Raw genomic sequence first — 24734 nt, 5'->3', positions numbered from 1 at the left:
AAGGAGATAGTAATGCGTGCACTGTATGATTCAAAAAGCAAAACGATCGACGATCGAGGAATGAAATCTCTGCTCGCACAGCCAGCGCGGGTACAGTCATGGCTCGATGTTGAAGCCGCCCTGGCTCAGGCACAGGCCGGACACGGCATGATCCCCGCCAGCGCCGCAGTCAATATTACCGCTAACTGCCACGTGGATAAGATTGACCTGACGGAAATGGAACGCCTGCTGCGCGAGATTGGTCACGGCTTCGTTCCGGTCATCAAAGTGCTGGTCAAAGCCTGTGACAGTGAAAGCGGAAAATACGTGCATTACGGCGTCACCACGCAGAATATTCAGCAAACAGCACAACTTTATCTGGCAAAGCAGTTCGATACCATCATGCAGGGTTTTGTGGACGATATTCTGCGTAACCTGGCAAAGATGGCATCTGACCATAAAGCAACGATTATGGCCGGACGTACCCACGGTAAGCACGCGCTGCCCATCACCTGGGGCTATAAAGCCGCCGTGTGGATTGATGAGTTACTGAGCGCCCAGCAGCGCATGCGGGAAGCGGAAAAACGCGTCTTTACCGTGATGATGGGGGGAGCCGTGGGCGCCTTCCACGCAACCGGTGAAACCGGCCGCCGGGTTCAGGATAGCGTTGCCCAAAAGCTGGGAATGCATTCAATGGCGATTCCCTCCCGCAACTCGCGCATTTACCGCACTGAATACATTAGTAATTTGTGCCTGCTGGCGACGACGTTACACAAAATAGCCGAAGAGGTTTATCAGACCTCAAGCGAAGAGTTTGCCGAAGTTTCAGAAGCCTTTACTAAAGGCACCGTTGGCAGCAGCACCATGCCGCAAAAAGTGAATCCTAAACTGGCGAAGGGGATCATCGCCAACGCGCAGAAATTGTACTCAGTAATGACCTCCTGCCTGTATGTCAGCCCACGTCCCTTCGAAGCAGACAGCTCCGCTTACTTTATCTTTGACGGTAATATTCAGGAGAGTATGGAGTTAATGGCTGAGATTGTGATGCGAGCCGAAGAGTTGACGCGGACGCTGGTCATCAATCCTGGTCGTATGCGCCAGAATGTGCAGTTAACGCATGGTCTTATTAATAGCGAAAAAATCATGATGCAGCTGGTGGAAAGGCTGGGCAAAGATGCCGCACATGAACGCGTCTACCAACTGGCAATGCGCAGCACGCATGAAGGCATCCCCTACGCTGATGTGCTGCGTGATGACCCTCTTATTCGCCAGCACTTTAGCGACTCAGAAATTAATACGCTGCTGGATCCTGCTCACTACATCGGCCTTTGCGCAGAAATCGCCGAGGAAACGGCCGTTCGCGTATGGGAGAAAGACAATGGCTGATCCCCTGCTTTCTCTGGCAAGTGAACGCATTGTCACCCCGAATGGAATCGAAAGCGGCTATCTGCATATTGAAAGCGGACGTATTTCTGGCCTCGACAGTACACCGCGAGGAAAAATCGTCGATTATCGCCATGCCATGCTGATGCCCGGTTTTGTGGATATTCACGTTCACGGCTGGGGGAGAGGGTCGTTTGCCTGGAGAGGTGAACGCCGTTCTTTGCAGGCGATGAGCCGGGATCTGGTTAACGCCGGGGTTACCGCGTGGCTTGCAACATCAGCCACCCAGCCGGAAACGTTCTTGCTGGAGAGTCTTTCCACCGCCGCAGACTGGATTGCAGACGCAAAAGCGGAAGATGGTGCCGAAGCGGTGGGTATTCATATGGAAGGCCCCTTTATTAACCCTGCATACAGCGGAATGCAGAGCAAGGACGCGATTCAACCACCCGGTATCGAAGGATTCAAACGCTATCAGCACGCCGCGAGGGGAAATATCCGTCTGATGACGCTCGCACCTGAACTGCCGGGCGCCCTGGCGCTAATCCGCTATTTACGCCAGTCAGGCGTCACCGTGTCAGCCGGTCATACCGACGCCACCTTTGATGAAACCACCCTCGCCATTGAAGCCGGTTTAACCCACTTTACCCATGCCTTTAGCGCCATGCGCGGGCTGCATCACCGGGAGCCTGGCGTGGTGGGGGCGCTGATGTACCATCAAAATACGTATGCCGAGGTGGCAAAGCAGAGCGGGATTACGTTGCGACCAGAAGTGTTCGACATTCTCTATCGGTTGAAAAAAGATCGCCGGTTGGTCATGGTCAGCGATTGTCTGGGATATGTGGATTTTCCCGAAGGATCAGAATTCCACCATTACCTGCGCCAGGAGACGTTTCGCATTCACAATCATTGTCTTGAAATCACCGACCACAGCGGAAAGACCCGAACGGTTTCACCCACGGAGTGGTCCGAAGTGTGCAAACTGGAGATGAGCTTTCTTGACTCCGTGAAAAATGTGGTCGACAGGCTGGAAAAAGGCTGGGTTTCAGCCGCGCAGATTGCCTGCCTTAATCCGGCTATCCTGGCGGGTGTTGATGCGAGAAAAGGCAGCCTGACGTCAGGAAAAGATGCCGATATTCTCGTGTTGGGTGCAGAGTTAAACCTGGAAGCCGTCTGGTGTCGCGGCGTTTCGCAACCTCTGGCTAAATAAAAATATCACTGTAATGCGTATCAAGAAAAATTTTTAACGCCTCCTGGCTCATTCCCTGAACCTGCTGAATAAAGTCCTCAGCAGGTATTTTTTTGCGCGCGGAGGGAAGTCCATTTTCGCGTAATAACAGGAGATCGTCCTGCGTGAGCCAGAAATTCACTTTGACATAATCCAGCCCGGCGTAGCGGAGATGACTCGATATCTTGTTTGTAAAGGTAATCAGCAGGTCGAATTCGAGCTGCTGAAGCCGCGCAATCTCATTGATGTTGATGCAGGCGGGGATTTCAATATGGAAGCGGGAGAAAAGCATCTCTTTAAAATAGCCGACCTTACTCTCTGACGAGTTCGTCACAATAATGACCCGCTTTTTCTTATCGCCAACAACCCGATTTTTGAGCGCATACTTTTTGATAATCAGCACCAGGGTTGCCAGGTGAATAGCAGAAAAGGTCGTTTGCCAGTGATGTTCAATCTCTTTCACCGCATACTGGACATGATCCCAGAGCTCAGGATAGCGTCGCTGGACATCATGGAGCTTTTTATCATCGAACCAGAGATGAAATTTATTCTGGATGATGGCGGCATAGATAAAATTATAAATCTCCGCAAACCAGGCGTGCTGATTGTGAATGGTGTTCTCCAGACATCCGGCTAAAGCGTGACAGGTGCGCTTAACGTAAGAGACCAGCCGGGCGTCGTATAATGTGAAGGGGCGATGAGTAAACGTCAGTGAAGCAATCAGCAGATCCAGACAGATATTTTCATCCGCATCAGGCAATACGCCATAAGGAAAGGTTGTCAAAAACTTAGCCGCCGAACTCTCCGTAATTCTGTGTCCCCTGCGGATACGGTGCAGGGCAAGGCTAAGATAGACCAGTAAGTATTTTCTGCCGTTATATCCCAGGGCGATGACCGGACTGATTTTATCTTCGTAATAGTCTGCCGCCTGGTTTATCTCTGCAGCACACTCATGAAGAAACTGTTCGGCAATTGAACGGCCTGTCGGCTCATTGGCCTGGTGGGCGATAAGTCGGTGATCCTCACCAATTTCGACCGTTTTTAGTATCGTCATGCACGCCGCCAGCCGTAGCTGGAACTCATCCCCCGCAAGCCGGGAGCCCTTACGCGGGATACTTTGCACAATCAGATCGCGTTCCTGCACCAGGCTCATCATGACGGGATTATCATTTTTTACCGTTCCCGCACTGACATAAAATTTTTTGTAATAATCATTTTTATTCACCACATCGTGCAAACAGAGCGCCACAAAGAGATCCTTCACCCTTTCTTCTGCCGTAGTGATATAGCGATTAAACTGGACGCGCGCTAAAAACTGTCGGTATTCGCTGTAGCCAATCCGGGTGGTAATAAACTGATTATCCTGATGTAGCTGTACATTTTCTGGCAGAAGTTCATTGAGCTCTTTCATTGTCCGTTTTAGCGTGGAGAGCGTTTTACCGAAACGCTCGACGGCCTCTTCAACGGGGAGCGGACTGTTGTCCTGGAGATATTTCAGGAAAGAGAGATCAAAGTGATTCATGAACGCCTGCCAGTTAATTATGCAGGGCACATAATAGAGGCAAAGCTCAATTAAAACCGTGACCCGTCGCGAGTCACGGTTGATTATAGCCCCATCGCCGTGCCTGCCAGTAGCCAGAGATTGAGCGCCACGACCAGTATCACAATGACCCAGCCAATCTGTTTAACGCAACGACGATTGACCAGATCCCCCATCAGCTTACTGTCGCTGGTGAAGATCAGCAGCGGCACCAGCGCCAGCGCGATACCAAAACTGAGCAACACCTGACTCATCACCAGAATACGGGTCGGATCCAATCCCATCAGAATCACAATAAATGATGGCATCATGGTGACGGTACGGCGTACCCATAGCGGAATGTGAAAACGGATAAACCCTTGCATCACCACCTGCCCCGCCAGCGTACCGACCACGGTAGAAGAGAGTCCCGCAGCCACCAGGCTTAAACCAAACACCGTCGCTGCAGCGTGACTCAACAACGGTTCAAGGGTCAGATACGCCTGATCGAGATCGGCAATACCGGTATGCCCGCTAAAATGAAATGCAGCGGCAGCCGTCGCCATCATCGCCAGATTGACAAATCCGGCAATCGTCATGGCAATAGCCACATCCCATTTAGTGGCCGCATAGCGCTGTTGGCGTGTTCCGCCGTGCAAATGCTGAGTTAAGGAAGAGTGCAGATAAATGACGTGCGGCATGATAGTCGCACCGAGCACCCCAGCGGCCAGGAACACCGCTTCGGAATTAGGCAGGCTTGGGATCACCATTCCCTTACTAAGCTGCGCGAAGTTCGGTTGGGAAAAAACCAGCTCCACAATGTAAGCCGCGGCCACAAACAGCAGCAGGCCGCCAATCACCTTTTCCAGCGGTTTTTGACCGCGACGCTGCAGCATCAGAATTAAGAACGTCGCGATACCGGTGAGTACGGCCCCTTGCAATAAGGAGACGCCGAGGATCAGTTTGAAGCCAATCGCAGCGCCAATAAATTCAGCAAGGTCTGTTGCCATAGCGATAATTTCTGCCTGCACCCAGTAGAACCACACCACCGGGCGAGGATAATGATCGCGAATTTGCTCCGCCAGGTTTTTACCCGTAGCAATGCCGAGTTTTGCCGACAGCACCTGAATCAGCATCGCCATCAGGTTTGCCCAGACCACCACCCACAGCAATTGATAACCAAAGCTGGCCCCTGCCTGGATATTGGTGGCGAAGTTACCCGGATCGATATAGCCGATCGCCGCAATGAACGCAGGTCCCATTAATGCGAGCTTCAACTTGCGCGCTGCCCGCCCACTGCTACTCTCAACGCGATCGTTAGTCATTTTAGTGCCTCAGAAACATAGCCTTTGCTATGTTTCAAGCTACGCCTACTGAGAATGATTATCAAATTCATTTTAATGGGTGACGTTGATTTCTCTGATAGCGTTTGTCTATGGATCGATAAGGATTCTGGAAATACTGGCGAGATGTTTAATTATTGTTATGAGAATAGCACAATGACATAACTTTTCACTTCCATACTAAACATAACGGAAGTGTATCACCGATCACTAATTTTGAATCTCGTCACAGGTCCTTATTATAGTGTGTGTTTGATCTCGTTTTCTTTATGGTTGTTACATAGAATGTGCACGAAAACTAAACCTGCCTCATATTTGGAGCAAATATGGACCGCGTTCTTCATTTTGTCCTGGCCCTTGCCGTGGTTGCGGTACTCGCACTGCTGGTAAGCAGTGACCGTAAAAAAATCCGCATTCGTTATGTTATTCAATTGCTTGTTATCGAAGTGTTACTGGCATGGTTCTTCCTGAACTCTGATGTCGGTCTGGGCTTCGTGAGAGGCTTCTCCGAGATGTTTGAGAAACTGCTCGGGTTTGCTAATGAAGGGACTAACTTTGTCTTCGGTAGCATGAACGATAAAGGCCTGGCATTCTTCTTCCTGAAAGTGCTTTGCCCGATCGTCTTCATCTCCGCCCTGATCGGTATTTTGCAGCATATCCGCGTACTGCCGGTAATCATCCGCGCGATTGGTTTCCTGTTATCCAAAGTAAACGGTATGGGCAAACTGGAATCCTTCAACGCCGTCAGCTCTCTGATCCTGGGTCAGTCTGAGAACTTTATCGCCTATAAAGATATTCTCGGCAAAATGTCTCGCAACCGTATGTACACCATGGCAGCAACGGCGATGTCGACCGTTTCCATGTCTATCGTCGGCGCGTACATGACCATGCTTGAGCCGAAATACGTGGTTGCGGCGCTGGTTCTGAACATGTTCAGCACCTTTATCGTGCTGTCGCTGATCAACCCTTACCGCGTTGATGCCAGCGAAGAAAATATCCAGATGTCTAACCTGCACGAAGGCCAGAGTTTCTTCGAAATGCTGGGTGAATACATTCTGGCTGGTTTCAAAGTGGCAATTATCGTTGCGGCGATGCTGATTGGTTTCATCGCACTGATCGCTGCCCTGAACGCCCTGTTCGCCACCGTGACCGGTTGGTTTGGCTACAGCATCTCCTTCCAGGGCATCCTGGGTTACATCTTCTACCCGGTTGCATGGGTAATGGGTGTGCCGTCCAGCGAAGCGCTGCAGGTGGGCAGTATCATGGCGACTAAACTGGTTTCCAACGAGTTCGTTGCGATGATGGATCTGCAGAAAATCGCCGCTACGCTCTCCCCGCGCGCAGAAGGCATCCTGTCCGTGTTCCTGGTTTCCTTCGCTAACTTCTCTTCCATCGGTATTATCGCCGGTGCGATTAAAGGCCTGAACGAAGAGCAAGGTAACGTGGTTTCTCGCTTTGGTCTGAAGCTGGTGTACGGCTCTACGCTGGTGAGCGTACTGTCTGCATCTATCGCCGCACTGGTGCTGTAAGCGTAAGACAACGTCGCAGTGATAAAACCGGGGAGATTCAGATTCTCCCCGGTTTTTTTATGCCTGCGATTCAGCAAACCAAAGAGATAAAGAGTAAGAACTGGCTGGATGCAGAAACAAAAAACCCCCGCTTTTCAGCGAGGGTTTAAATTTTGGTGGAGCTAAGCGGGATCGAACCGCTGACCTCTTGCATGCCATGCAAGCGCTCTCCCAGCTGAGCTATAGCCCCACGATGCTTTTACGTACGTACCAAATTCATTGGGATTAAATTTGGTGGAGCTAAGCGGGATCGAACCGCTGACCTCTTGCATGCCATGCAAGCGCTCTCCCAGCTGAGCTATAGCCCCATTACGTAAAGCTTGTCGAGTTGACGGGCGGCATCATATGAATTCCCTTCGCGTGTGTCAACGGCAAAATTAACTCATAGAATCCAATCGCTGAAAAAGCAGTCAAATGAAGAACATTGCGTAACAACTCGCATTCAGTAGTTAAACGCGTCACGGTTTCTACTAAAATGGTGCTATAAAATGAACCACTAATTAACCCCACGACTATTCAGGGAATCGTTATGTTCAAGGAACGGATGACGCCAGAAGAACTTGCTAATCTGACCGGATACAGCCGACAGACCATCAATAAATGGGTACGCAAAGAAGGTTGGGCGACATCACCAAAACCAGGCGTTCAGGGCGGTAAAGCCCGGTTGGTTCACGTCACCGAACAAGTTCGTGAATACATTCGCAGCGCTGAGCGTTCAGCCGAAGGTTTGTCAGATAACTTATCGTTATCCGGCGATACCTCTGTTGAAGCGCTGCTGATTAGGCTCGCCAAAGAAATGACGCCGACAGAACAGAAAATGTTTACCTCACTGATCCTGCGTGAAGGCATTACGGGTTTATTACAGCGTTTAGGGATCCGCGAAAACAAATAATATGAAAAAATTACGCAGCAAAATGACGACCGAAGAGCTGGCGGAATGTCTCGGAGTTGCCAAACAAACCGTCAATCGTTGGATCAGAGAACAAAACTGGACTACCGAAAAGTTTCCCGGCGTTAAAGGTGGTCGTGCCAGACTGATTCATATTGACTCCAGCGTCCGCGCGTTTCTGCTCAATATTCCCGCTTTTCGCAAAGTCCCTGAAGTTTATCAGGCTGAAGAACCGCTGGCAGAATACACCCACGTAGTACGCAGCCACGCGTGTCGCCAGATAATTAGCGCACTGGACAACATGTCCCCAACGGAACAAGAAAAGCTGGCGATGTATATTTCGCGCGAAGGTATTCGCACTTTTCTTACTCGTTTGGGTATTGATGAGTCTGAATAACAGGCAAAAAAAACGGCAGGATACGCTCCTGCCGTTATTTCATCGGTCAATCAGTCTTATTGCTGGCTTTCACGCTCAGCAATAAACGCCAGCGCTTTATTAATACGCTCAATGCTGCGGGATTTACCAATCGCATGCACCGTAACGTCTAACGCCGGGGACTGACCCGCGCCGGTAACGGCTACGCGCAGCGGCATCCCGACTTTACCCATACCAACTTCCAGCTCATCAGCCGTTGCCTGAATCGCATGGTGCACGTTTTCTGCCGTCCACTCGCTAATCGCAGCCAGCTTGTCACGAACCACTTCCAGCGGCTGACGTGCAACCGGACGCAGGTGTTTCTTCGCTGCATCAGCGTCGAACTCGGCAAAGTCTTCGTAGAAGTAGCGGCAGCTCTGCGCCATCTCTTTCAGCGTTTTGCAGCGCTCACCGAGCAGTTTAACCAGCTCTGACAGCTGCGGGCCTACGCGGGTATCGATATTTTCCTGCTCAATGTGCCATTGCAGATGGGTTGCTACATATTCCGGCGCCAGCGCATTAATATAGTGATGGTTCAGCCACTGCAGTTTTTCAGTGTTAAACGCACTCGCAGACTTGCTCACCGCACCGAGGGAGAACAGTTTGATCATCTCTTCACGGGTGAAAATTTCCTGATCGCCACTGGACCAACCCAGACGCACCAGATAGTTCAGCAGCGCTTCCGGCAGGTAACCGTCGTCGCGGTATTGCATAACGCTGACCGCACCGTGACGTTTGGAGAGTTTTTTACCATCGTCACCGTTGATCATTGATACGTGTGCGTAAACTGGCACCGGCGCGTTCAGCGCTTTCAGGATATTGATCTGACGCGGAGTGTTGTTGATATGGTCTTCCCCACGAATAACGTGGGTGATTTCCATATCCCAGTCGTCGACAACAACGCAGAAGTTGTAGGTCGGGGAACCGTCGGTACGGCGAATGATCAAATCATCCAGCTCCTGGTTGCTGAATTCGATCGGCCCACGGATCTGGTCGTCAAAAATAACGGAACCGTCCTGCGGGTTGGCAAAACGTACCACGCAAGGTTCATCAGCAGCATGATGCTCGTGGCCGTGGCGGCATCGGCCGTCGTAACGCGGCTTCTCACCGTTCGCCATCTGCTCTTCGCGCAGCGCGTCCAGACGCTCTTTAGAGCAGTAGCATTTATATGCAGTGCCTGCTTCCAGCATTTCATCAATCACCGCATTGTAGCGATCAAAACGTTTGGTCTGGAAGTACGGGCCTTCATCCCATTCCAGATTCAGCCAGTTCATGCCATCCATAATGGCTTCAATAGCTTCCGGAGTGGAGCGTTCGAGATCGGTGTCTTCAATACGCAGCACAAACTCACCGCCATGGTTACGTGCAAAAAGCCAGGAATAAAGAGCAGTACGCGCACCGCCGACGTGCAGGTAGCCTGTCGGGCTTGGCGCGAAGCGAGTTTTGATTTTCATGAAATGGCCTTACGTTTATAAAGATGCCGACAACCGGCAAATCCAGGGAAGATTATCAGGCTCGTATTCTATCACCGTGGTCTGATTCCTCAATGTTGTTCAGGTTGGAACATTACGCTTTGCCATTTTCGTATACAAATCATGCCGCACGGACTGTTTTGCGATCGTTTTGTTTAAATTTACGACGAACGAACAATTTCTTTAGAAAATGCGTTGACTCATTTTCAACTCTCCCTATAATGCGACTCCACACAGCGGGGGTGATTAGCTCAGCTGGGAGAGCACCTCCCTTACAAGGAGGGGGTCGGCGGTTCGAACCCGTCATCACCCACCAACTACTTTACGTAGTCTCCGCCGTGTAAAACAAGAAATTGAGAAGTGGGTGATTAGCTCAGCTGGGAGAGCACCTCCCTTACAAGGAGGGGGTCGGCGGTTCGATCCCGTCATCACCCACCACTTTCTCGCCAGCTGGATTTCTTGTTAAAATGTGAAGTACCGAAGTGGGTGATTAGCTCAGCTGGGAGAGCACCTCCCTTACAAGGAGGGGGTCGGCGGTTCGATCCCGTCATCACCCACCACTTCGGGTCGTTAGCTCAGTTGGTAGAGCAGTTGACTTTTAATCAATTGGTCGCAGGTTCGAATCCTGCACGACCCACCAATGTAAAAAGGCGCCCTAAAGGCGCCTTTTTGCTATCTGCGATTCACAAGCTCAGAACCAGCTTTCCTGATGCGCTGCACATCCTGCAATGCTTATTACCCCACCAACGCATCAATCAGCTTCGTTAACGCTGGCGTGGCCTGTTGTTGGTCATAGACAATATACAAATCCGCCGGAATCCGTTCCTCTAACGGCCGGAACACCACGCCGGGCCAGTTCATTTGCGCATAACCATCAGCCATCAACGTTATCCCGATTCCCATACTGATCATCGCCAGTACTGTCTGGGGCTCAACAACTTCACGAATTATCATTGGCGAGAAGCCCGCCTGCTGGCATACACGTTGTAAAAAGCCCCAATCGGAATGTACGGAAGGAAGCGTGACAAAATATTCGTTGCGCAGCGCCGCCAGCGAAACAGCATCCCTTGAGGCCAGTACGTGATCTTCCGGTACTGCAACCATAAATGAAGATTCATGGAGACGTAGGCTGGTAAAACCAACGGCTGGTTCAATAGCCATGCGCCAGATCCCTGCATCAAGCTCCCGACGCTCTAACAGCGCCATTTGCATGCCTGGTGATTTTTCGCGAAACAGTACCTCAACATTGGGGTTTGCTTTCAAAAAGTGGTGCATTGCAGGACGCATTCTTCCCCACAGCGCCGTCCCCACCACACCCAGCTCAATACGCCCCGCTTCGCCGCGACCAATCTGCTCCACTCTCGCCATAGCCTGATTTGCACTGGCTAACAAACGACGCGACTCCTCCATCAGAATTTTTCCTGCATGGGTTAACGCAACGCTGCGGGAATGGCGAATAAACAACAAGGTGCCAAGTTGCTGTTCAAGTTCTTTGATATGAATACTCAAGGGAGGTTGTGACATATTTAACCGGGCAGCAGCCCGGCCAAAATGCAATTCTTCTGCAACAGCGAGAAAATAACGCAATAACTTCAGATCGATTCGGTGGGCTCGTTCCATCTCTGCTGCACTCCAGGAATAAGGGATAACGTCTGGAATCTACCACATTGCTTAGTAAAAAATAGATTTAACGACAAGATACCCAATATACATAAAAACAATAGATAAAACCCCGGGCAAAACATTTGGTGCAGGAATAGGTATTCGGCATAAAGTAAATAATGCGCCAATGCCAAACCCAATGCCTGAGGAAAGAATGTTCTCTTTCACATGAAATCCTTGTTTTGAAATGAAATGGCGAGAATCCTCTCGCCAGTTAAATAAATTTAATGAGCCAATGATTTGGTCGACAATTTGTCTGGCTGGTGCTGATACTTAAAGAACAATGCAAAGACAACAGCCAGAGCCAGCGCATACGCGGCAAAAACCAGCCAGATGGTTTGCCAGTCTTTAACGCCATCTATAGAAAAATAATCCACGGCAATACCACTTAAAATTGATCCAATCCACGCACCAACACCGTTAACCATCGTCATAAACAGCCCCTGAGCGCTGGCACGAATGTTTGAGTCAACCTCCTGCTCGACAAATACTGACCCGGAAATGTTAAAGAAATCGAACGCGCAACCGTAAACGATCATCGACATCAGCAGCAGCACAAAACCGAACGGAGAAGGATCGCCGAAGGCAAAGAAGCCAAAGCGCAGCGTCCACGCCAGCATGCTCATCAGCATCACCGTTTTAATGCCAAAGCGTTTAAGGAAGAATGGAATAGTGAGGATAAAGCCCACTTCCGCCATCTGAGAAACAGACAGCAAAATGGAGGGATACTTCACGACAAAGCTGTCAGCAAACTCAGGATTACGGGCAAAATCATGCAGGAACGGATTACCAAAGACATTGGTTATTTGCAGCACAGCTCCCAGCATCATGGCAAACAGAAAAAAGATTGCCATACGCGGGTTCTTAAACAGCACAAACGCATCCAGCCCCAGTTTACTGGCAAGCGTGGCAGATTCTTTTTTCTGCGCAACAGGAATTTTCGGCAACGTCAGTGCATAAAGCGCGAGCAGCAACGACGCACCGGAGGCGATATACAATTGCGCGTTGCTGAGCTCCAGGCCCATCAGGCTCACCGTCCACATGGCCACAATAAAACCTATCGTGCCAAAAACGCGTACGGGTGGAAATGCCGTCACAGGATCCTGACCCGCTTTCGCCAGACAGGAATAGGAAACACTGTTCGATAACGCAATCGTCGGCATATAGGCCATCGCGTTAACTAACATCACCCAGAACATGGTATCAGAATCGGTAACAGTGGTGGCATACAGCAACACGCCAGCGCAGACCAGGTGGCACAACATATAAGCGCGTTCGGCACGCAGCCATTTGTCAGCGATAATCCCCATAATGCCAGGCATAATAATCGCTGCCAGCCCTTTCGAGCTGTATACCATACCCACATTTGCACCGGTAAAGTGTAGAGTGTTAATCATGTAAGAACCCAGGGTAACCAGCCAGCTACCCCAGATAAAATATTGCAAAAACGACATGATTTTTAAGCGGGACGTAATACCCATTTTTTATTCCTTGCCGTGAGATAAGGCTCCCAAAAGGAGCCTTTGCTATTGTGTGTTTAGGCCAGCTTGCGTAAAAAGCCGCAAATCAGATTAATAAAGTTCTGACGGGAAAGTTCAGCCGCGGCCAGCGTTTGCGCATGGGACAGTTTTACATCTCCTAACCCTTCCGCCAGATTGGTGATCGCAGAGACGGCAACCACGCTGAGGCCACAATGACGAGCGGTAATGACTTCCGGCACCACTGACATTCCGACCACATCGCCGCCAATAATCTGCATCATGCGTATTTCTGCCGCGGTTTCGAAGTTCGGTCCCGGATAAGAAACAAATACGCCTTCGGTGAGGGGGAATCCCTCCTCTGTCGCAACAGTCTGAAGAATGGCGCGGTAATCTGCATCGTAAGCATTTGCCAGAGAGAAGAAGCGATCGCCAAAACGATCATCATTCGCGCCGACCATCGGCGTGCCCGGCATGGTGTTAATATGATCGCGTAACGCCACCAGACTTCCTGGACCAACTTCCGGACGCAGAGATCCTGCCGCATTGGTACAGAACAACACTTCACAGCCCAGTAATTTCAGAGTGCGAATGGCATCGGTCATAACCGTCATACCCCGACCTTCATAAAAATGGCCACGCCCTTTCATACACGCAACAGGAATGCCCGCCAGATGCCCGAGTACCAGTTCTCCTGCATGACCGTGAACGGTGCTCACAGGAAAACCAGGAAGTTTTTCATAAGAGATAGCGACCGCATTTTCAATTTGCTCCGCCAGCGCCCCCAGGCCGGAACCCAAAATAAACGCGACTCGCGGGGTAAACTCCGGTGTGTGTGCACGAATAATATCAACACAATATTCAGGATTATGAGAAAAAAAATCGTGAGACATAAGTATCCTTGTTCTATCGGGTTAAATTTGACTCCTTTTTTATAACGACCTTCGCCCTGCACTGACCAATACACTTTTCACGTGCCATCAATAGTCATTTGATATCGATAGATTTAGATCGCTTCTGTATTAATGAAGAGACAAAAAAGTATTGGTGGTTATCTGCTCTTCATATTAAAAATATGACGCTTTCATTTTTATAAATTACTTATTTTTAATTAAACCATTAATAACTATTGGCATAGGGAAATATGCTATGAAAAAAAACCTTACTCTGACACTCTCTTCTTTACTCATTATTCCCGCGTTATCCCATGCGGAATTTAAAAGTGGATTCGCCGATATCGGCCTGCATTATCTCGACTGGACATCAGAAACTACAGAAAAAACCAGTAAAAAATCCCATAAAGATGACTTTGGGTATCTGGAGCTTGAAGGCGGAGCGAACTTTAGCTGGGGAGAAATGTACGGCTTCTTCGATTGGGAGAATTTCTACAATGGCCGTCACGCTAAACCCGGCAGCGAACAGCGTTATACTTTCAAAAATACCAACCGTATCTATCTCGGTGATACAGGATTAAACCTCTACCTCCATGCTTACGGGACTTACGGTTCACCGAATCGCGCTAACTTCCATGATGATATGTTTCTGTATGGGTTAGGTTATAACTTCACCGGCAATGGGTACTGGTTTAAACCCTTTTTTGCTAAACGTTATACCGATCAGACCTATTACACCGGGGATAATGGTTATGTCATGGGCTGGGTGGCCGGATATAGCTTTCTGCTGGGCAGTGAGAAATTCTGTGTGACGAACTGGAACGAATACGAATTTGACCGCGATGCAACCTACGCTGCTGGTAATGGCGGTAGGGATGGAATCAACGGTGCTGTCGCATTCTGGTGGAACGCGACGCCACATCTGACCGCTGGAATTCAGTATCGTTACGCTGATAATAAACTGGGTGAATCATTCCTGCAGGACGGTATTATTTATTCTCTTAAGTACTTGTTTTAACGCATTACTCCAGCCGGGCAGAGAATTATAACTGATACAACGGATCGCGGGCGCGGGCTGCGGTTAATTCACTGGCCTGCATACGCACCACATCCCACAGCGCCTGAGCAGCGGTTGATAAAGAGCGGTTTTTACGTCGGGCCAGCATCAGTTGCCGTTCAACAACCGGCGTCAGGCGCTTAACCTGCAAGTGACTGCCCTGCGGTAAGGGGAGCGCCAGCGCGGGCAGCACGCTGATGCCAATCCCCGCCTCAACCATCGGAAACAGCGTGGCGGGATGGCCAATCTCCTGAACGATATTGGCATCAATGGAAAAATGGGCCAGCGCAGCGTCGATCAGCGGTCGACTACCGGAAGCATAATCCTGTAGCACCAGGCGTTCGTGATACAAATCCTGCCAGTTCACCCACTCTCGTCGGGCTAACGGATGATCCTGTCGACACAGCAGCAGGAACGGTTCGGACAGCACGGCTTCACACTGCAAATCGGTGACTGCGCCGGGATCAATCACAATGCCAAAATCCACTTCTCCCTGGCGAATACTCTCCAGCACCCATTGCTGTGGCCGGTCGTGCAGCACAAAATCGATAGCCGGATAAAGCTGATTACTCTGGGCAATACACTGCGGAATAAGATGAGCAGAGATCGTCTGGCTGGCGGCAACCCGCACCGTGCCGGTTAACTGCGTTCCTACCTGTCCGGCTTCGCGCAGCGTGCTGTGCAATTCATCCAGAATACGTTCCAGCCGCGCCGCCAACTGGTGTCCGGCCTCCGTCAGCACCACTTCCCGCGTCGTTCTGTCCAATAACCGCACACCTGTCTGCCCTTCCAGCTCTTTGACACTATGGCTGACCGCCGACTGGCTTAAGCCGATGATATCCCCCGCCCGGCTAAAGCTTTTGGCCTGAGCGACGGTGACAAAGATACGCAACTGACGCAGAGAGTAATTCATCTATTCGATTCATATATGGATGCAATAAATCAATTTTATTTCTCAAACGGAAAAAAGCAAAATGTTACTACCGAATTTCAGGAGTCTTTATGAAACTTTTTCGTATTCTTGATCCGTTCACGATAACGCTGATTACCGTTGTTTTGCTGGCGTCCTTTTTCCCGGCCGAAGGTGGTTTTGTGCCTTTCTTTGAAGGCCTAACCACCGCCGCCATTGCCCTGCTGTTTTTTATGCACGGAGCGAAACTCTCGCGTGAAGCCATTATTGCCGGTGGTAGCCACTGGCGTTTGCATCTGTGGGTGATGTGCAGCACGTTTGTTGTCTTCCCGGTTCTCGGCGTTCTGTTCGCCTGGTGGGCGCCGGTCAACGTTGACCCGATGCTGTACACCGGTTTCCTGTACCTGTGTATTTTGCCTGCCACTGTGCAGTCGGCCATCGCTTTTACGTCGCTGGCGGGCGGTAACGTTGCCGCCGCAGTTTGTTCTGCTTCGGCCTCCAGCCTGCTGGGTATTTTTCTCTCGCCGCTGCTGGTAGGGCTGGTGATGAATATGCACGGCGCAGAAGGCAGCCTGGAGCAGGTGGGAAAAATCATGTTGCAGCTGCTGCTGCCGTTCGTGCTGGGTCACCTTTCACGCCCGTGGATTGGAAACTGGGTTTCTCGACATAAAAAATGGATCGCGAAAACGGATCAATCCTCTATTTTGCTGGTGGTGTACTCCGCCTTCAGTGAAGCCGTCGTTAACGGGATCTGGCACAAAGTGGGGGTGGGTTCACTGCTGTTTATCGTGGTGGTCAGCATCATACTGCTGGCAATCGTGATTGGCATAAATGTCTTTGTTGCGCGCAAATGCGGCTTTAACAAAGCTGATGAAATCACCATTGTATTCTGCGGTTCGAAAAAGAGCCTGGCGAACGGGATCCCAATGGCAAATATTTTGTTCCCGACTTCGGTGATTGGGATGATGGTGCTGCCGTTGATGATCTTCCATCAAATACAGCTAATGGTGTGCGCCGTGCTGGCGCGTCGCTACAAGCAACAGACGGACGCATTGCAGGCGCAACAGAAAAGCCGCGCCGCGAAGGCTTAAAGAGGACGTTTCAGGGGCTGCACCAGTTGCGTCAGCCCCTCAGTTTTAATCAGCAGCGTGATTTGCATCAGCTCGCCAAGCTTGCCCGGCGGGAATTCATCCTTACGGGCAAACCACAGCAGATACTCTTCCGGGACATCAATCAACCGACGCCCTTTATATTTGCCAAAGGGCATCACGGTATTGGCGATTTCAACCAGCTGCTCTTTTTCCATCTCAGGCACCCAGTAAGCGGATCATTTCAGCTTCATCGATCACGGCAATACCCAGTTCCTGTGCTTTTGCCAGTTTCGAACCCGCTGCTTCACCGGCAATCACCAGATCGGTTTTCTTCGACACGCTACCGGCCACTTTTGCACCTAACTCGGTCAGTCTCGCTTTGGCGTCATCGCGCGACATCAGGCTCAGGCTCCCGGTCAGCACCACTGTTTTACCTGCGAAGGGGCTGTCGATTTCTTCAGCGTTAATGACCACCGGCGCTGGCCAGTGGATCCCCTGCGCCAGCAGTTGAACAATTACCTCGCGGTTGCTCTCTTCGGCGAAGAAATTAAACACGTGCGTCGCCACCACAATGCCGACATCCGGCACTTTTTGCAGCTCTTCAATGGAAGCGGCTTCCAGCGCGTCAAGCGTGCCAAAATACGCCGCCAGACCAGCAGCCGTAGCTTCGCCGACTTCACGAATGCCTAGCGCATAGAGGAAACGGGCAAACGTGGTTTCTTTCGCTTTTTCCAGCGCATTGACCACGTTTTGCGCCGACTTCGGCCCCATACGATCAAGCCCCGTCAGTTTACCGGCGGTCAGGGTGAAAAGATCCGCCGGCGTGTGGACATACTCTTTCTCGACCAGTTGATCGATAATTTTGTCGCCCATACCGTCAACATCGAGCGCGCGGCGGGAAACAAAGTGTTTCAGCGATTCCTTACGCTGTGCTCCACAGATTAAACCGCCGGTGCAGCGAGTAACCGCTTCGCCTTCCACACGTTCAACATCAGAGTTACAAACCGGACAATGCGCTGGAAACACAATTTCGCGGGTATCTTCCGGGCGTTCAGAAAGCACGACGTTCACCACCTGCGGGATGACATCGCCCGCACGGCGAATGACGACTTTATCGCCAATACGCAACCCCAGACGCTCGATTTCATCAGCGTTATGCAGCGTTGCGTTACTGACCAGCACCCCGGCAACCTGGACCGGCTCAAGGCGGGCGACGGGGGTAATCGCCCCGGTACGTCCAACCTGAAACTCAACATCGCGTACGAAAGTCATCTGCTCCTGCGCCGGGAACTTAAAGGCCACAGCCCAGCGCGGCGCGCGGGCAACAAAGCCCAGTTGCTCCTGCAACGCCATGGAGTTGACTTTGATCACCACGCCATCGATATCAAATCCCAGCGTTGGTCGGTCTTCTTCAACCTTGTGATAGTAAGCAAGTACTTCCTCCGGGGAGTCGCAAAGCGCCACTCTGTCGCTTACCGGCAGGCCCCACTCTTTAAATTGCAGCAGGCGGCCCAGATGGGTATCTGGCAGCGTGCCGCCTTCCAACACACCAACGCCATAGCAGAAGAAAGTAAGCGGTCGCTTCGCTGTGATACGCGGATCGAGTTGGCGCAATGAACCGGCCGCTGCGTTACGCGGGTTAGCAAACACTTTGTTGCCAGTGCGGCGGGCCTCTTCGTTAATTTTTTCAAATCCGGCCTGCGGCAGGAACACTTCACCGCGCACTTCCAGACGTGAAGGGATGTTTTCGCCACGCAATTTTAACGGGATCGCGCGAATGGTGCGCACGTTAGAGGTAATATCCTCACCCGTGGTGCCATCACCACGCGTTGCAGCGCTGACCAGCACACCGTTTTCATACAGGATACTGACTGCCAGGCCGTCCAGTTTCAGTTCACAGCACCAGGTCAGTTTATCGGTACTCTTTAACCTATCCTGCACGCGCTTGTTGAAGGCGAGAAAACTCTCTTCATCAAACACGTTATCCAGCGACAGCATCGGCACTTCATGGCGAATCTGGCTGAACGCGGTTAACGGCGCGGCGCCAACGCGTTGGGTTGGCGAGTCGGGGGTAACAAGGTCCGGATGCTGCGCTTCCAGTTCGCGCAGTTCGCGCATCAGGCGATCGTATTCCGCATCGGGAATTTCCGGCGCGTCCATCACATGGTAGAGATACTCATGATGGCGAAGCGTGGTTCGCAGTTCTGTCAGTTGTTGTTCGATTGATTCCATATCGCACCATCAATGATAAAAAACCCCCGACAGGCGGGGGTTTAGAAAGGAAATGTCACGCCAGAGGAAAATCAGGCGAGAGATTCTTTAACTTCGCGGATGCGGTCCTGATACTCGCGCAGTTTCTGCGGCGTCATCATGCGACGTTGATCGTCGAGCACCACACCACCCACTTCATCGGCAATGTGCTGTGCGGACTGCAGCATCAGCTTAAAGTTTTGCAGCTCGTCCCCGTAGGACGGAACCTGCATAAAAATAGTCACGCCAGGGGTGCTGAAGTCGCCGGTCATTTCTGGGTCAAACGTTCCCGGATTAACCATATTAGCGAGGCTGAACAGCGACGGACCGCTGCCATCCGGGCTCAAATGACGATGGAAAATATTCATATCGCCAAATTTGAAACCGGCCTGCTGAATGCTGTTGAGCAGCACTTCCCCGTTGAGCTCGCTACCATGATGAGCAGCAACGTTCATAATGATGACCGCTTCTTTACGCTGCGGTTTTTCAGCAACAGGCGCTTCTTCTACTACCGGCTCGGGCTGCGGTTGATGTTCAACGACAGGCTCTGCTGGCTGGAAGGTCTGCGGCGCAGGTTGCGGTGCTTGCTGAGCAGGTTGCTGAACCTGCGGGGCAACAGGTTGCTGCACAGGTGGCTGCTGAACAGGCTGATGTTGCACCGGCTGCTGCGGCTGCTGAACATGCGGCGGCGGTACCGGCGCTTGTGCAGGCTGACGCGGCTGAGCAGACGCATAAGGCGGCTGGTACTGGTGTTGCGGCGACTGAGGAGGAACACCATGTTCCTGCGCATTACCGGGAGCATGATTCACACGATGAACGCGAACTTCGCCCACGCCTTCGTCTTCCTCGACGTTGTCGTCGAACGAATCCTCGTCTTCACGTTTAGACTTCATGCGTTTCAGTGGGCGATCGCGGAATATAGAAGACCGCTCTTTACGGCTAGTCCAAAAACCATGTACCAGTAAAGCGATTATGGCGATCGCGCCAACAATGATTAATATCAGACGCAAATCCTGCATCATTATATTCTCTGTTGTTCTAACACCTTGCCACCACGGCAAACATTTACTCACTAAGAGTATTTGTCGATTACGCCAAGTGCAAGTGTACTCTTGGCTTTCACGGCATAAAGATGAACAAAATTGTGCTTTTTGCTGTTTTTTCGAACATTTCCGAACAGCTTAACGCTCAACAACCCGGTAAGATACGCACAGTTTACCAGAGCTTATATAACAAGGAGTACGTCCTGACCATGGTTTCATCATCTGCAGTTGTACCTCGCAGCGGCCTTTATTACTTTTCTCAGGGATGGAAGCTCATCACCCAACCGGGCATTCGTCGTTTTGTTATTCTGCCTTTGCTGGTGAATATCCTGCTGATGGGCGGCGCATTCTGGTGGTTATTTACACAACTCGGTAACTGGGTCCCCGCGCTGATGAGTCACGTCCCTGACTGGCTTCAGTGGCTCAGCTATTTATTGTGGCCGATTGTGACCATTTCCGTGCTGTTGGTATTCGGCTACCTGTTCTCCACTATCGCCAACTGGATTGCCGCACCGTTTAACGGTCTGCTGGCTGAACAGCTGGAAGCGCGCTTAACGGGCGCAACACCGCCCGACACCGGTATTCTCGGCATTATGAAAGACGTTCCGCGCATTATGAAACGCGAATGGCAAAAGCTGGCGTGGTATCTCCCGCGCGCCTTCGTGTTGCTGATCCTGTATTTTATTCCAGGCATTGGGCAGACCGTCGCCCCGGTCCTGTGGTTCCTGTTCAGCGCGTGGATGCTGGCTATTCAGTACTGCGATTATCCTTTTGATAACCATAAGGTTCCTTTTAAGGAGATGCGCGTCGCGCTGCGCACGCGCAAGGTGACCAATATGCAGTTTGGCGCGTTGACCAGCCTGTTCACCATGATTCCGGTGCTCAATCTGTTCATCATGCCGGTAGCGGTTTGTGGTGCCACGGCGATGTGGGTAGACTGCTATCGTGCTAAGCATGCGTTATGGAAGTAATGCAAAAATGTGTAAAAGCGGGCTGGCTTATGCCCGCTCTTATTCCATACTGCTACGCATTATTTCTCATCAGCATATAGATATGCGAATTCCTTACTTCCCCATACTTTCTCAACAGGTATGCTGAAGCGGTATCCCAATTTCATACAGTTAAGGACAGGCCATGAGTAAGATTTTTGAAGATAACTCGCTGACTATCGGTCATACGCCGCTGGTTCGACTGAACCGTATCGGTAACGGACGCATTCTGGCGAAGGTGGAATCACGCAACCCAAGCTTTAGCGTCAAATGCCGTATCGGTGCCAATATGATTTGGGATGCCGAAAAACGTGGTGTACTGAAACCGGGCGTTGAGCTGGTAGAACCGACCAGCGGCAACACGGGGATTGCGCTGGCCTACGTTGCCGCCGCCCGTGGTTACAAACTGACTCTGACCATGCCGGAAACCATGAGCATTGAGCGCCGCAAGCTTTTAAAAGCGCTGGGCGCGAACCTGGTGCTGACTGAAGGCGCAAAAGGTATGAAGGGCGCAATTCAGAAAGCGGAAGAAATCGTAGCCAGCGATCCGGAAAAATTCCTGCTGCTGCAGCAGTTCAGCAACCCGGCGAACCCGGAAATTCACGAAAAAACCACCGGCCCGGAAATCTGGGAAGATACCGATGGCCAGGTTGATGTCTTTATTTCCGGCGTTGGCACCGGCGGCACGCTAACTGGCGTGACCCGTTACATTAAAGGCACTAAAGGCAAAACCGATCTGATCACCGTCGCGGTAGAACCTACAGACTCCCCTGTTATCGCCCAGGCATTGGCGGGTGAAGAACTCAAACCTGGCCCGCATAAAATTCAGGGTATTGGCGCGGGCTTCATTCCTGGCAACCTTGATCTGAAGCTTATCGATAAAGTCGTTGCCATCACCAATGATGAAGCTATTTCTACCGCGCGCCGCCTGATGGAAGAAGAAGGTATTCTGGCGGGGATCTCTTCTGGCGCAGCCGTGGCTGCCGCGCTTAAGCTCCAGGAAGATGAATCCTTTACCAATAAGAATATTGTGGTTATCCTACCGTCATCGGGTGAGCGTTATCTGAGCACTGCACTGTTTGCCGATCTCTTCACAGAGAAAGAACTGCAACAGTAATGCCAGCATGTTAAAAACGCGTAAAAAAGCACCCTTTGGGGTGCTTTTTTGTGGCCTGCTTCAAATTTTCAACTCTCCTGGCATTGATTCAACCCGCCGGAACTGGTATTTAACCAAACTAATTATTTTGATGCGCGAAATTAATCGTTACAGGAAAAGCGCTAGCTGAATCGATTTTATGATTTGGTTCAACTCTTCCTTTCGCGGCATAATGTTTAATGACGAACGAAACGTCAGCGGCAAGAAGTTGCCAGCAACGGATTGCACCGAACTCCTTTTGTGTCGCGTCCAGTTTACGCCGATGCTAACAATACAGGCTAAAGTTGAACCGCCAGGCTAGACTTTAGTTCCACAACACTAAACCTATAAGTTGGGGAAATATAATGTTCCAGCAAGAAGTTACCATTACCGCTCCGAACGGTCTGCATACTCGCCCTGCTGCTCAGTTTGTTAAAGAAGCAAAAGGCTTTACTTCTGAAATTACTGTGACTTCCAACGGCAAAAGCGCTAGCGCCAAAAGCCTGTTTAAACTGCAGACTCTGGGCCTGACTCAGGGTACCGTTGTCACCCTGTCCGCAGAAGGTGAAGACGAGCAGAAAGCAGTTGAGCATCTGGTTAAACTGATGGCTGAACTCGAGTAAGTTCAACGAGTTCTTTTAAATATCAGTCACAAGTAAGGTAGGGTTATGATTTCAGGCATTTTAGCATCCCCGGGTATCGCTTTCGGTAAAGCATTGCTGCTGAAAGAAGACGAGATCGTCATTGACCGGAAAAAAATTTCTGCCGACAAGGTTGATCAGGAAGTTGAACGTTTTCTGAGCGGTCGTGCCAAGGCATCTGCGCAACTGGAAGCGATCAAAACCAAAGCTGGTGAAACGTTCGGTGAAGAAAAAGAAGCCATCTTTGAAGGGCATATCATGCTGCTCGAAGATGAGGAGCTGGAGCAGGAAATCATAGCCCTGATTAAAGATAAGCACATGACGGCTGATGCAGCTGCGCATGAAGTTATCGAAGGTCAGGCCACAGCCCTTGAAGAGCTGGATGATGAATACCTGAAAGAACGTGCGGCTGACGTACGTGACATCGGTAAACGCCTGCTGCGTAACATCCTGGGTCTGGCTATTATCGACCTGAGCGCTATTCAGGAAGAAGTTATCCTGGTAGCCGCAGACCTGACCCCGTCAGAAACCGCACAGCTGAACCTGAACAAGGTGCTGGGTTTCATCACTGACGCGGGCGGACGGACTTCCCATACTTCTATCATGGCGCGTTCTCTGGAACTGCCTGCCATCGTAGGTACGGGTAGCGTCACCTCTCAGGTTAAAAACGACGACTATCTGATTCTGGATGCCGTAAACAACCAGGTTTACGTCAATCCGACCAACGAAGTTATTGAGCAACTGCGCGCCGTTCAGGAGCAGGTTGCTACCGAGAAAGCGGAACTTGCTAAGCTGAAAGATCTCCCGGCTATCACGCTGGACGGACATCAGGTAGAAGTTTGCGCCAACATCGGTACCGTTCGTGACGTTGAAGGCGCTGAGCGTAATGGCGCCGAAGGTGTTGGTCTGTACCGCACCGAATTCCTGTTCATGGACCGTGAATCGCTGCCGACTGAAGAAGAACAGTTTGCCGCATATAAAGCCGTTGCTGAAGCCTGTGGCTCTCAGGCGGTCATCGTCCGTACCATGGACATCGGCGGCGATAAAGAGCTGCCGTACATGAACTTCCCGAAAGAAGAGAACCCGTTCCTGGGCTGGCGTGCCGTACGTATCGCCATGGATCGTAAAGAGATCCTGCGGGATCAGGTTCGCGCTATCCTGCGCGCCTCTGCTTTCGGCAAACTGCGCATCATGTTCCCAATGATCATCTCTGTTGAAGAAGTGCGCGCACTACGCAAAGAGATCGAAATCTACAAACAGGAACTGCGCGACGAAGGTAAAGCATTTGACGAAAGCATTGAGATTGGCGTGATGGTGGAAACACCGGCAGCGGCAACAATTGCGCGTCATTTAGCCAAAGAAGTTGATTTCTTTAGTATCGGCACCAATGATTTAACGCAGTACACCCTGGCAGTTGACCGTGGTAATGATATGATTTCACACCTTTACCAACCGATGTCGCCATCTGTGCTGACGCTGATCAAGCAAGTTATTGATGCTTCTCATGCGGAAGGCAAATGGACTGGCATGTGTGGTGAGCTTGCAGGCGACGAACGTGCTACACTTCTGTTGCTGGGGATGGGTCTGGACGAATTCTCTATGAGCGCCATTTCTATCCCGCGCATTAAGAAGATTATCCGTAACACGAACTTCGAAGATGCGAAGGTGTTAGCAGAGCAGGCTCTTGCTCAACCGACAACGGACGAGTTAATGACGCTGGTTAACAAGTTCATTGAAGAAAAAACAATCTGCTAATCCACGAGATGCGGCCCAATTTACTGCTTAGGAGAAG

23 protein-coding genes and 6 tRNA genes are annotated in these 24734 nt (G+C 50.9%); 15 read left to right on the top strand and 14 right to left on the bottom strand.

Annotation, left to right across the window (positions count from 1 at the left end):
* Window positions 1-12 precede the first annotated feature (12 nt).
* On the top strand, window positions 13-1365 hold the full coding sequence (locus HV314_RS08075; RefSeq protein ID WP_181547810.1) for a class-II fumarase/aspartase family protein: 1353 nt from the start codon (window positions 13-15) through the stop codon (window positions 1363-1365).
* Complete coding sequence (locus tag HV314_RS08070) at window positions 1358-2569, top strand: N-acetylglucosamine-6-phosphate deacetylase (protein ID WP_047358786.1); 1212 nt, start codon at window positions 1358-1360, stop codon at window positions 2567-2569. The genes HV314_RS08075 and HV314_RS08070 overlap by 8 nt, the downstream gene beginning before the upstream one ends.
* On the opposite strand, the gene HV314_RS08065 is transcribed toward HV314_RS08070, so the two are convergent.
* The 3 genes from HV314_RS08065 to HV314_RS27570 form a co-directional block, all read right to left on the bottom strand.
* The gene (locus tag HV314_RS08065) at window positions 2562-4109 is read right to left on the bottom strand and encodes a hypothetical protein (RefSeq protein WP_181547808.1); all 1548 of its coding nucleotides are present in this window, start codon (window positions 4107-4109) and stop codon (window positions 2562-2564) included. The two genes, HV314_RS08070 and HV314_RS08065, sit on opposite strands and share 8 nt — an antisense overlap.
* 83 nt (window positions 4110-4192) lie before the next feature.
* On the bottom strand, window positions 4193-5431 hold the full coding sequence (locus HV314_RS08060; protein ID WP_016153911.1) for an Nramp family divalent metal transporter: 1239 nt from the start codon (window positions 5429-5431) through the stop codon (window positions 4193-4195).
* Window positions 5428-5502: a hypothetical protein gene (locus HV314_RS27570; protein WP_418135078.1), complete on the bottom strand. Its 75-nt coding sequence runs from the start codon at window positions 5500-5502 to the stop codon at window positions 5428-5430. The genes HV314_RS08060 and HV314_RS27570 overlap by 4 nt, the downstream gene beginning before the upstream one ends.
* Window positions 5503-5775: 273 nt before the next feature.
* Between HV314_RS27570 and nupC the strand changes: the two genes are divergently transcribed.
* The gene (gene nupC, locus HV314_RS08055) at window positions 5776-6978 is read left to right on the top strand and encodes a nucleoside permease NupC (protein ID WP_016153912.1); all 1203 of its coding nucleotides are present in this window, start codon (window positions 5776-5778) and stop codon (window positions 6976-6978) included.
* Between the two features lie 153 nt (window positions 6979-7131).
* Here the strand turns inward: nupC and HV314_RS08050 are convergent.
* Together HV314_RS08050 and HV314_RS08045 are read right to left on the bottom strand one after the other, a co-directional pair.
* Window positions 7132-7207, bottom strand: a tRNA-Ala gene (locus HV314_RS08050).
* Window positions 7208-7249: 42 nt separating this feature from the next.
* A tRNA-Ala gene (locus tag HV314_RS08045) sits at window positions 7250-7325 on the bottom strand.
* Between the two features lie 221 nt (window positions 7326-7546).
* On the opposite strand from HV314_RS08045, the gene HV314_RS08040 reads away from it, so the two are divergent.
* The gene (locus HV314_RS08040; RefSeq protein WP_016153913.1) at window positions 7547-7909 is read left to right on the top strand and encodes a YfeC-like transcriptional regulator; all 363 of its coding nucleotides are present in this window, start codon (window positions 7547-7549) and stop codon (window positions 7907-7909) included.
* Window position 7910: 1 nt separating this feature from the next.
* On the top strand, window positions 7911-8303 hold the full coding sequence (locus HV314_RS08035; protein ID WP_016153914.1) for a MerR family transcriptional regulator: 393 nt from the start codon (window positions 7911-7913) through the stop codon (window positions 8301-8303).
* A 56-nt stretch (window positions 8304-8359) separates the two neighbouring features.
* Here the strand turns inward: HV314_RS08035 and gltX are convergent, their stop codons facing one another.
* Window positions 8360-9775 (bottom strand): glutamate--tRNA ligase, encoded by a 1416-nt coding sequence (gene gltX, locus HV314_RS08030; protein WP_005130009.1) that lies wholly within the window; start codon window positions 9773-9775, stop codon window positions 8360-8362.
* A 258-nt stretch (window positions 9776-10033) separates the two neighbouring features.
* Here gltX and HV314_RS08025 point away from each other — a divergent pair.
* The 4 genes from HV314_RS08025 (at window position 10034) to HV314_RS08010 (ending at window position 10433) form a co-directional block, all read left to right on the top strand.
* Window positions 10034-10109: transfer RNA gene (locus HV314_RS08025), tRNA-Val, on the top strand.
* A gap of 46 nt (window positions 10110-10155) precedes the next feature.
* Window positions 10156-10231: transfer RNA gene (locus tag HV314_RS08020), tRNA-Val, on the top strand.
* Between the two features lie 46 nt (window positions 10232-10277).
* A tRNA-Val gene (locus HV314_RS08015) sits at window positions 10278-10353 on the top strand.
* Window positions 10354-10357: 4 nt separating this feature from the next.
* Window positions 10358-10433 (top strand) — tRNA-Lys (locus HV314_RS08010).
* Between the two features lie 95 nt (window positions 10434-10528).
* Here HV314_RS08010 and HV314_RS08005 read toward each other — a convergent pair.
* From HV314_RS08005 to xapA, 4 genes are read right to left on the bottom strand one after another with little or no spacing between them, the layout of a single operon-like run.
* Window positions 10529-11413 carry a LysR family transcriptional regulator gene (locus tag HV314_RS08005; protein ID WP_016153915.1) on the bottom strand — a complete coding sequence of 295 codons (885 nt, stop codon included), beginning with the start codon at window positions 11411-11413 and terminating at the stop codon, window positions 10529-10531.
* A gap of 51 nt (window positions 11414-11464) precedes the next feature.
* Entirely contained in the window at window positions 11465-11623 is a 159-nt protein-coding gene (locus tag HV314_RS08000) for a XapX domain-containing protein (protein ID WP_181547160.1), read from the bottom strand.
* Window positions 11624-11679: 56 nt separating this feature from the next.
* Window positions 11680-12936 carry a nucleoside permease gene (locus HV314_RS07995; protein WP_181547158.1) on the bottom strand — a complete coding sequence of 419 codons (1257 nt, stop codon included), beginning with the start codon at window positions 12934-12936 and terminating at the stop codon, window positions 11680-11682.
* Between the two features lie 56 nt (window positions 12937-12992).
* Window positions 12993-13826, bottom strand: a complete 834-nt coding sequence (gene xapA / locus HV314_RS07990) for a xanthosine phosphorylase (RefSeq protein WP_131379735.1) — start codon at window positions 13824-13826, stop codon at window positions 12993-12995.
* A gap of 256 nt (window positions 13827-14082) precedes the next feature.
* Here xapA and HV314_RS07985 point away from each other — a divergent pair, with 256 nt between their 5' ends.
* Window positions 14083-14844, top strand: a complete 762-nt coding sequence (locus HV314_RS07985; protein ID WP_181547806.1) for a nucleoside-specific channel-forming Tsx family protein — start codon at window positions 14083-14085, stop codon at window positions 14842-14844.
* A gap of 25 nt (window positions 14845-14869) precedes the next feature.
* On the opposite strand, the gene HV314_RS07980 is transcribed toward HV314_RS07985, so the two are convergent.
* Window positions 14870-15796 (bottom strand): LysR family transcriptional regulator, encoded by a 927-nt coding sequence (locus tag HV314_RS07980; RefSeq protein ID WP_046274444.1) that lies wholly within the window; start codon window positions 15794-15796, stop codon window positions 14870-14872.
* Window positions 15797-15885: 89 nt separating this feature from the next.
* Here HV314_RS07980 and HV314_RS07975 point away from each other — a divergent pair, with 89 nt between their 5' ends.
* Complete coding sequence (locus tag HV314_RS07975) at window positions 15886-16884, top strand: bile acid:sodium symporter family protein (RefSeq protein WP_016153920.1); 999 nt, start codon at window positions 15886-15888, stop codon at window positions 16882-16884.
* Here HV314_RS07975 and HV314_RS07970 read toward each other — a convergent pair.
* From HV314_RS07970 to zipA, 3 genes are all read right to left on the bottom strand, one after another.
* Window positions 16881-17099, bottom strand: a complete 219-nt coding sequence (locus HV314_RS07970) for a DUF3820 family protein (RefSeq protein WP_003038102.1) — start codon at window positions 17097-17099, stop codon at window positions 16881-16883. The two genes, HV314_RS07975 and HV314_RS07970, sit on opposite strands and share 4 nt — an antisense overlap.
* 1 nt (window position 17100) lies before the next feature.
* Window positions 17101-19116, bottom strand: coding sequence for an NAD-dependent DNA ligase LigA (ligA, locus tag HV314_RS07965; protein WP_016153922.1), 2016 nt, complete (start codon window positions 19114-19116; stop codon window positions 17101-17103).
* 71 nt (window positions 19117-19187) lie between these two features.
* Window positions 19188-20156 carry a cell division protein ZipA gene (gene zipA / locus HV314_RS07960; protein ID WP_181547804.1) on the bottom strand — a complete coding sequence of 323 codons (969 nt, stop codon included), beginning with the start codon at window positions 20154-20156 and terminating at the stop codon, window positions 19188-19190.
* A gap of 230 nt (window positions 20157-20386) precedes the next feature.
* On the opposite strand from zipA, the gene cysZ reads away from it, so the two are divergent.
* From cysZ to ptsI, 4 genes are all read left to right on the top strand, one after another.
* Window positions 20387-21148 (top strand): sulfate transporter CysZ, encoded by a 762-nt coding sequence (cysZ, locus tag HV314_RS07955; protein WP_016153924.1) that lies wholly within the window; start codon window positions 20387-20389, stop codon window positions 21146-21148.
* Window positions 21149-21311: 163 nt separating this feature from the next.
* Window positions 21312-22283, top strand: a complete 972-nt coding sequence (gene cysK / locus HV314_RS07950; protein ID WP_005121957.1) for a cysteine synthase A — start codon at window positions 21312-21314, stop codon at window positions 22281-22283.
* A 383-nt stretch (window positions 22284-22666) separates the two neighbouring features.
* The gene (ptsH, locus tag HV314_RS07945; RefSeq protein WP_002913505.1) at window positions 22667-22924 is read left to right on the top strand and encodes a phosphocarrier protein Hpr; all 258 of its coding nucleotides are present in this window, start codon (window positions 22667-22669) and stop codon (window positions 22922-22924) included.
* Between the two features lie 45 nt (window positions 22925-22969).
* Window positions 22970-24697, top strand: coding sequence for a phosphoenolpyruvate-protein phosphotransferase PtsI (gene ptsI / locus HV314_RS07940; protein ID WP_016153925.1), 1728 nt, complete (start codon window positions 22970-22972; stop codon window positions 24695-24697).
* The last annotated feature ends 37 nt before the right edge of the window (window positions 24698-24734 follow it).

Source organism: Citrobacter sp. RHBSTW-00887 (genome assembly GCF_013728095.1).
Lineage (GTDB): Bacteria > Pseudomonadota > Gammaproteobacteria > Enterobacterales > Enterobacteriaceae > Citrobacter > Citrobacter braakii.
This window is presented reverse-complemented; position numbering and strand designations above follow the sequence as displayed.

Excerpts from the sequence above, each read along its gene's own strand:
- HV314_RS07975 (WP_016153920.1), top strand. The coding sequence starts at position 15,886 with ATGAAACTTTTTCGTATTCTTGATCCGTTCACGATAACGCTGATTACC.
- HV314_RS08060 (WP_016153911.1), bottom strand. The coding sequence starts at position 5,431 with ATGACTAACGATCGCGTTGAGAGTAGCAGTGGGCGGGCAGCGCGCAAG.
- nupC (WP_016153912.1), top strand. The coding sequence starts at position 5,776 with ATGGACCGCGTTCTTCATTTTGTCCTGGCCCTTGCCGTGGTTGCGGTA.
- HV314_RS08075 (WP_181547810.1), top strand. The coding sequence starts at position 13 with ATGCGTGCACTGTATGATTCAAAAAGCAAAACGATCGACGATCGAGGA.
- ligA (WP_016153922.1), bottom strand. The coding sequence starts at position 19,116 with ATGGAATCAATCGAACAACAACTGACAGAACTGCGAACCACGCTTCGC.
- ptsI (WP_016153925.1), top strand. The coding sequence starts at position 22,970 with ATGATTTCAGGCATTTTAGCATCCCCGGGTATCGCTTTCGGTAAAGCA.
- HV314_RS08065 (WP_181547808.1), bottom strand. The coding sequence starts at position 4,109 with ATGAATCACTTTGATCTCTCTTTCCTGAAATATCTCCAGGACAACAGT.
- HV314_RS08070 (WP_047358786.1), top strand. The coding sequence starts at position 1,358 with ATGGCTGATCCCCTGCTTTCTCTGGCAAGTGAACGCATTGTCACCCCG.
- cysK (WP_005121957.1), top strand. The coding sequence starts at position 21,312 with ATGAGTAAGATTTTTGAAGATAACTCGCTGACTATCGGTCATACGCCG.
- HV314_RS07980 (WP_046274444.1), bottom strand. The coding sequence starts at position 15,796 with ATGAATTACTCTCTGCGTCAGTTGCGTATCTTTGTCACCGTCGCTCAG.
- HV314_RS08005 (WP_016153915.1), bottom strand. The coding sequence starts at position 11,413 with ATGGAACGAGCCCACCGAATCGATCTGAAGTTATTGCGTTATTTTCTC.
- HV314_RS07985 (WP_181547806.1), top strand. The coding sequence starts at position 14,083 with ATGAAAAAAAACCTTACTCTGACACTCTCTTCTTTACTCATTATTCCC.
- HV314_RS07970 (WP_003038102.1), bottom strand. The coding sequence starts at position 17,099 with ATGGAAAAAGAGCAGCTGGTTGAAATCGCCAATACCGTGATGCCCTTT.
- HV314_RS08035 (WP_016153914.1), top strand. The coding sequence starts at position 7,911 with ATGAAAAAATTACGCAGCAAAATGACGACCGAAGAGCTGGCGGAATGT.
- zipA (WP_181547804.1), bottom strand. The coding sequence starts at position 20,156 with ATGATGCAGGATTTGCGTCTGATATTAATCATTGTTGGCGCGATCGCC.
- cysZ (WP_016153924.1), top strand. The coding sequence starts at position 20,387 with ATGGTTTCATCATCTGCAGTTGTACCTCGCAGCGGCCTTTATTACTTT.
- HV314_RS08040 (WP_016153913.1), top strand. The coding sequence starts at position 7,547 with ATGTTCAAGGAACGGATGACGCCAGAAGAACTTGCTAATCTGACCGGA.
- gltX (WP_005130009.1), bottom strand. The coding sequence starts at position 9,775 with ATGAAAATCAAAACTCGCTTCGCGCCAAGCCCGACAGGCTACCTGCAC.
- xapA (WP_131379735.1), bottom strand. The coding sequence starts at position 13,826 with ATGTCTCACGATTTTTTTTCTCATAATCCTGAATATTGTGTTGATATT.
- HV314_RS07995 (WP_181547158.1), bottom strand. The coding sequence starts at position 12,936 with ATGGGTATTACGTCCCGCTTAAAAATCATGTCGTTTTTGCAATATTTT.
- ptsH (WP_002913505.1), top strand. The coding sequence starts at position 22,667 with ATGTTCCAGCAAGAAGTTACCATTACCGCTCCGAACGGTCTGCATACT.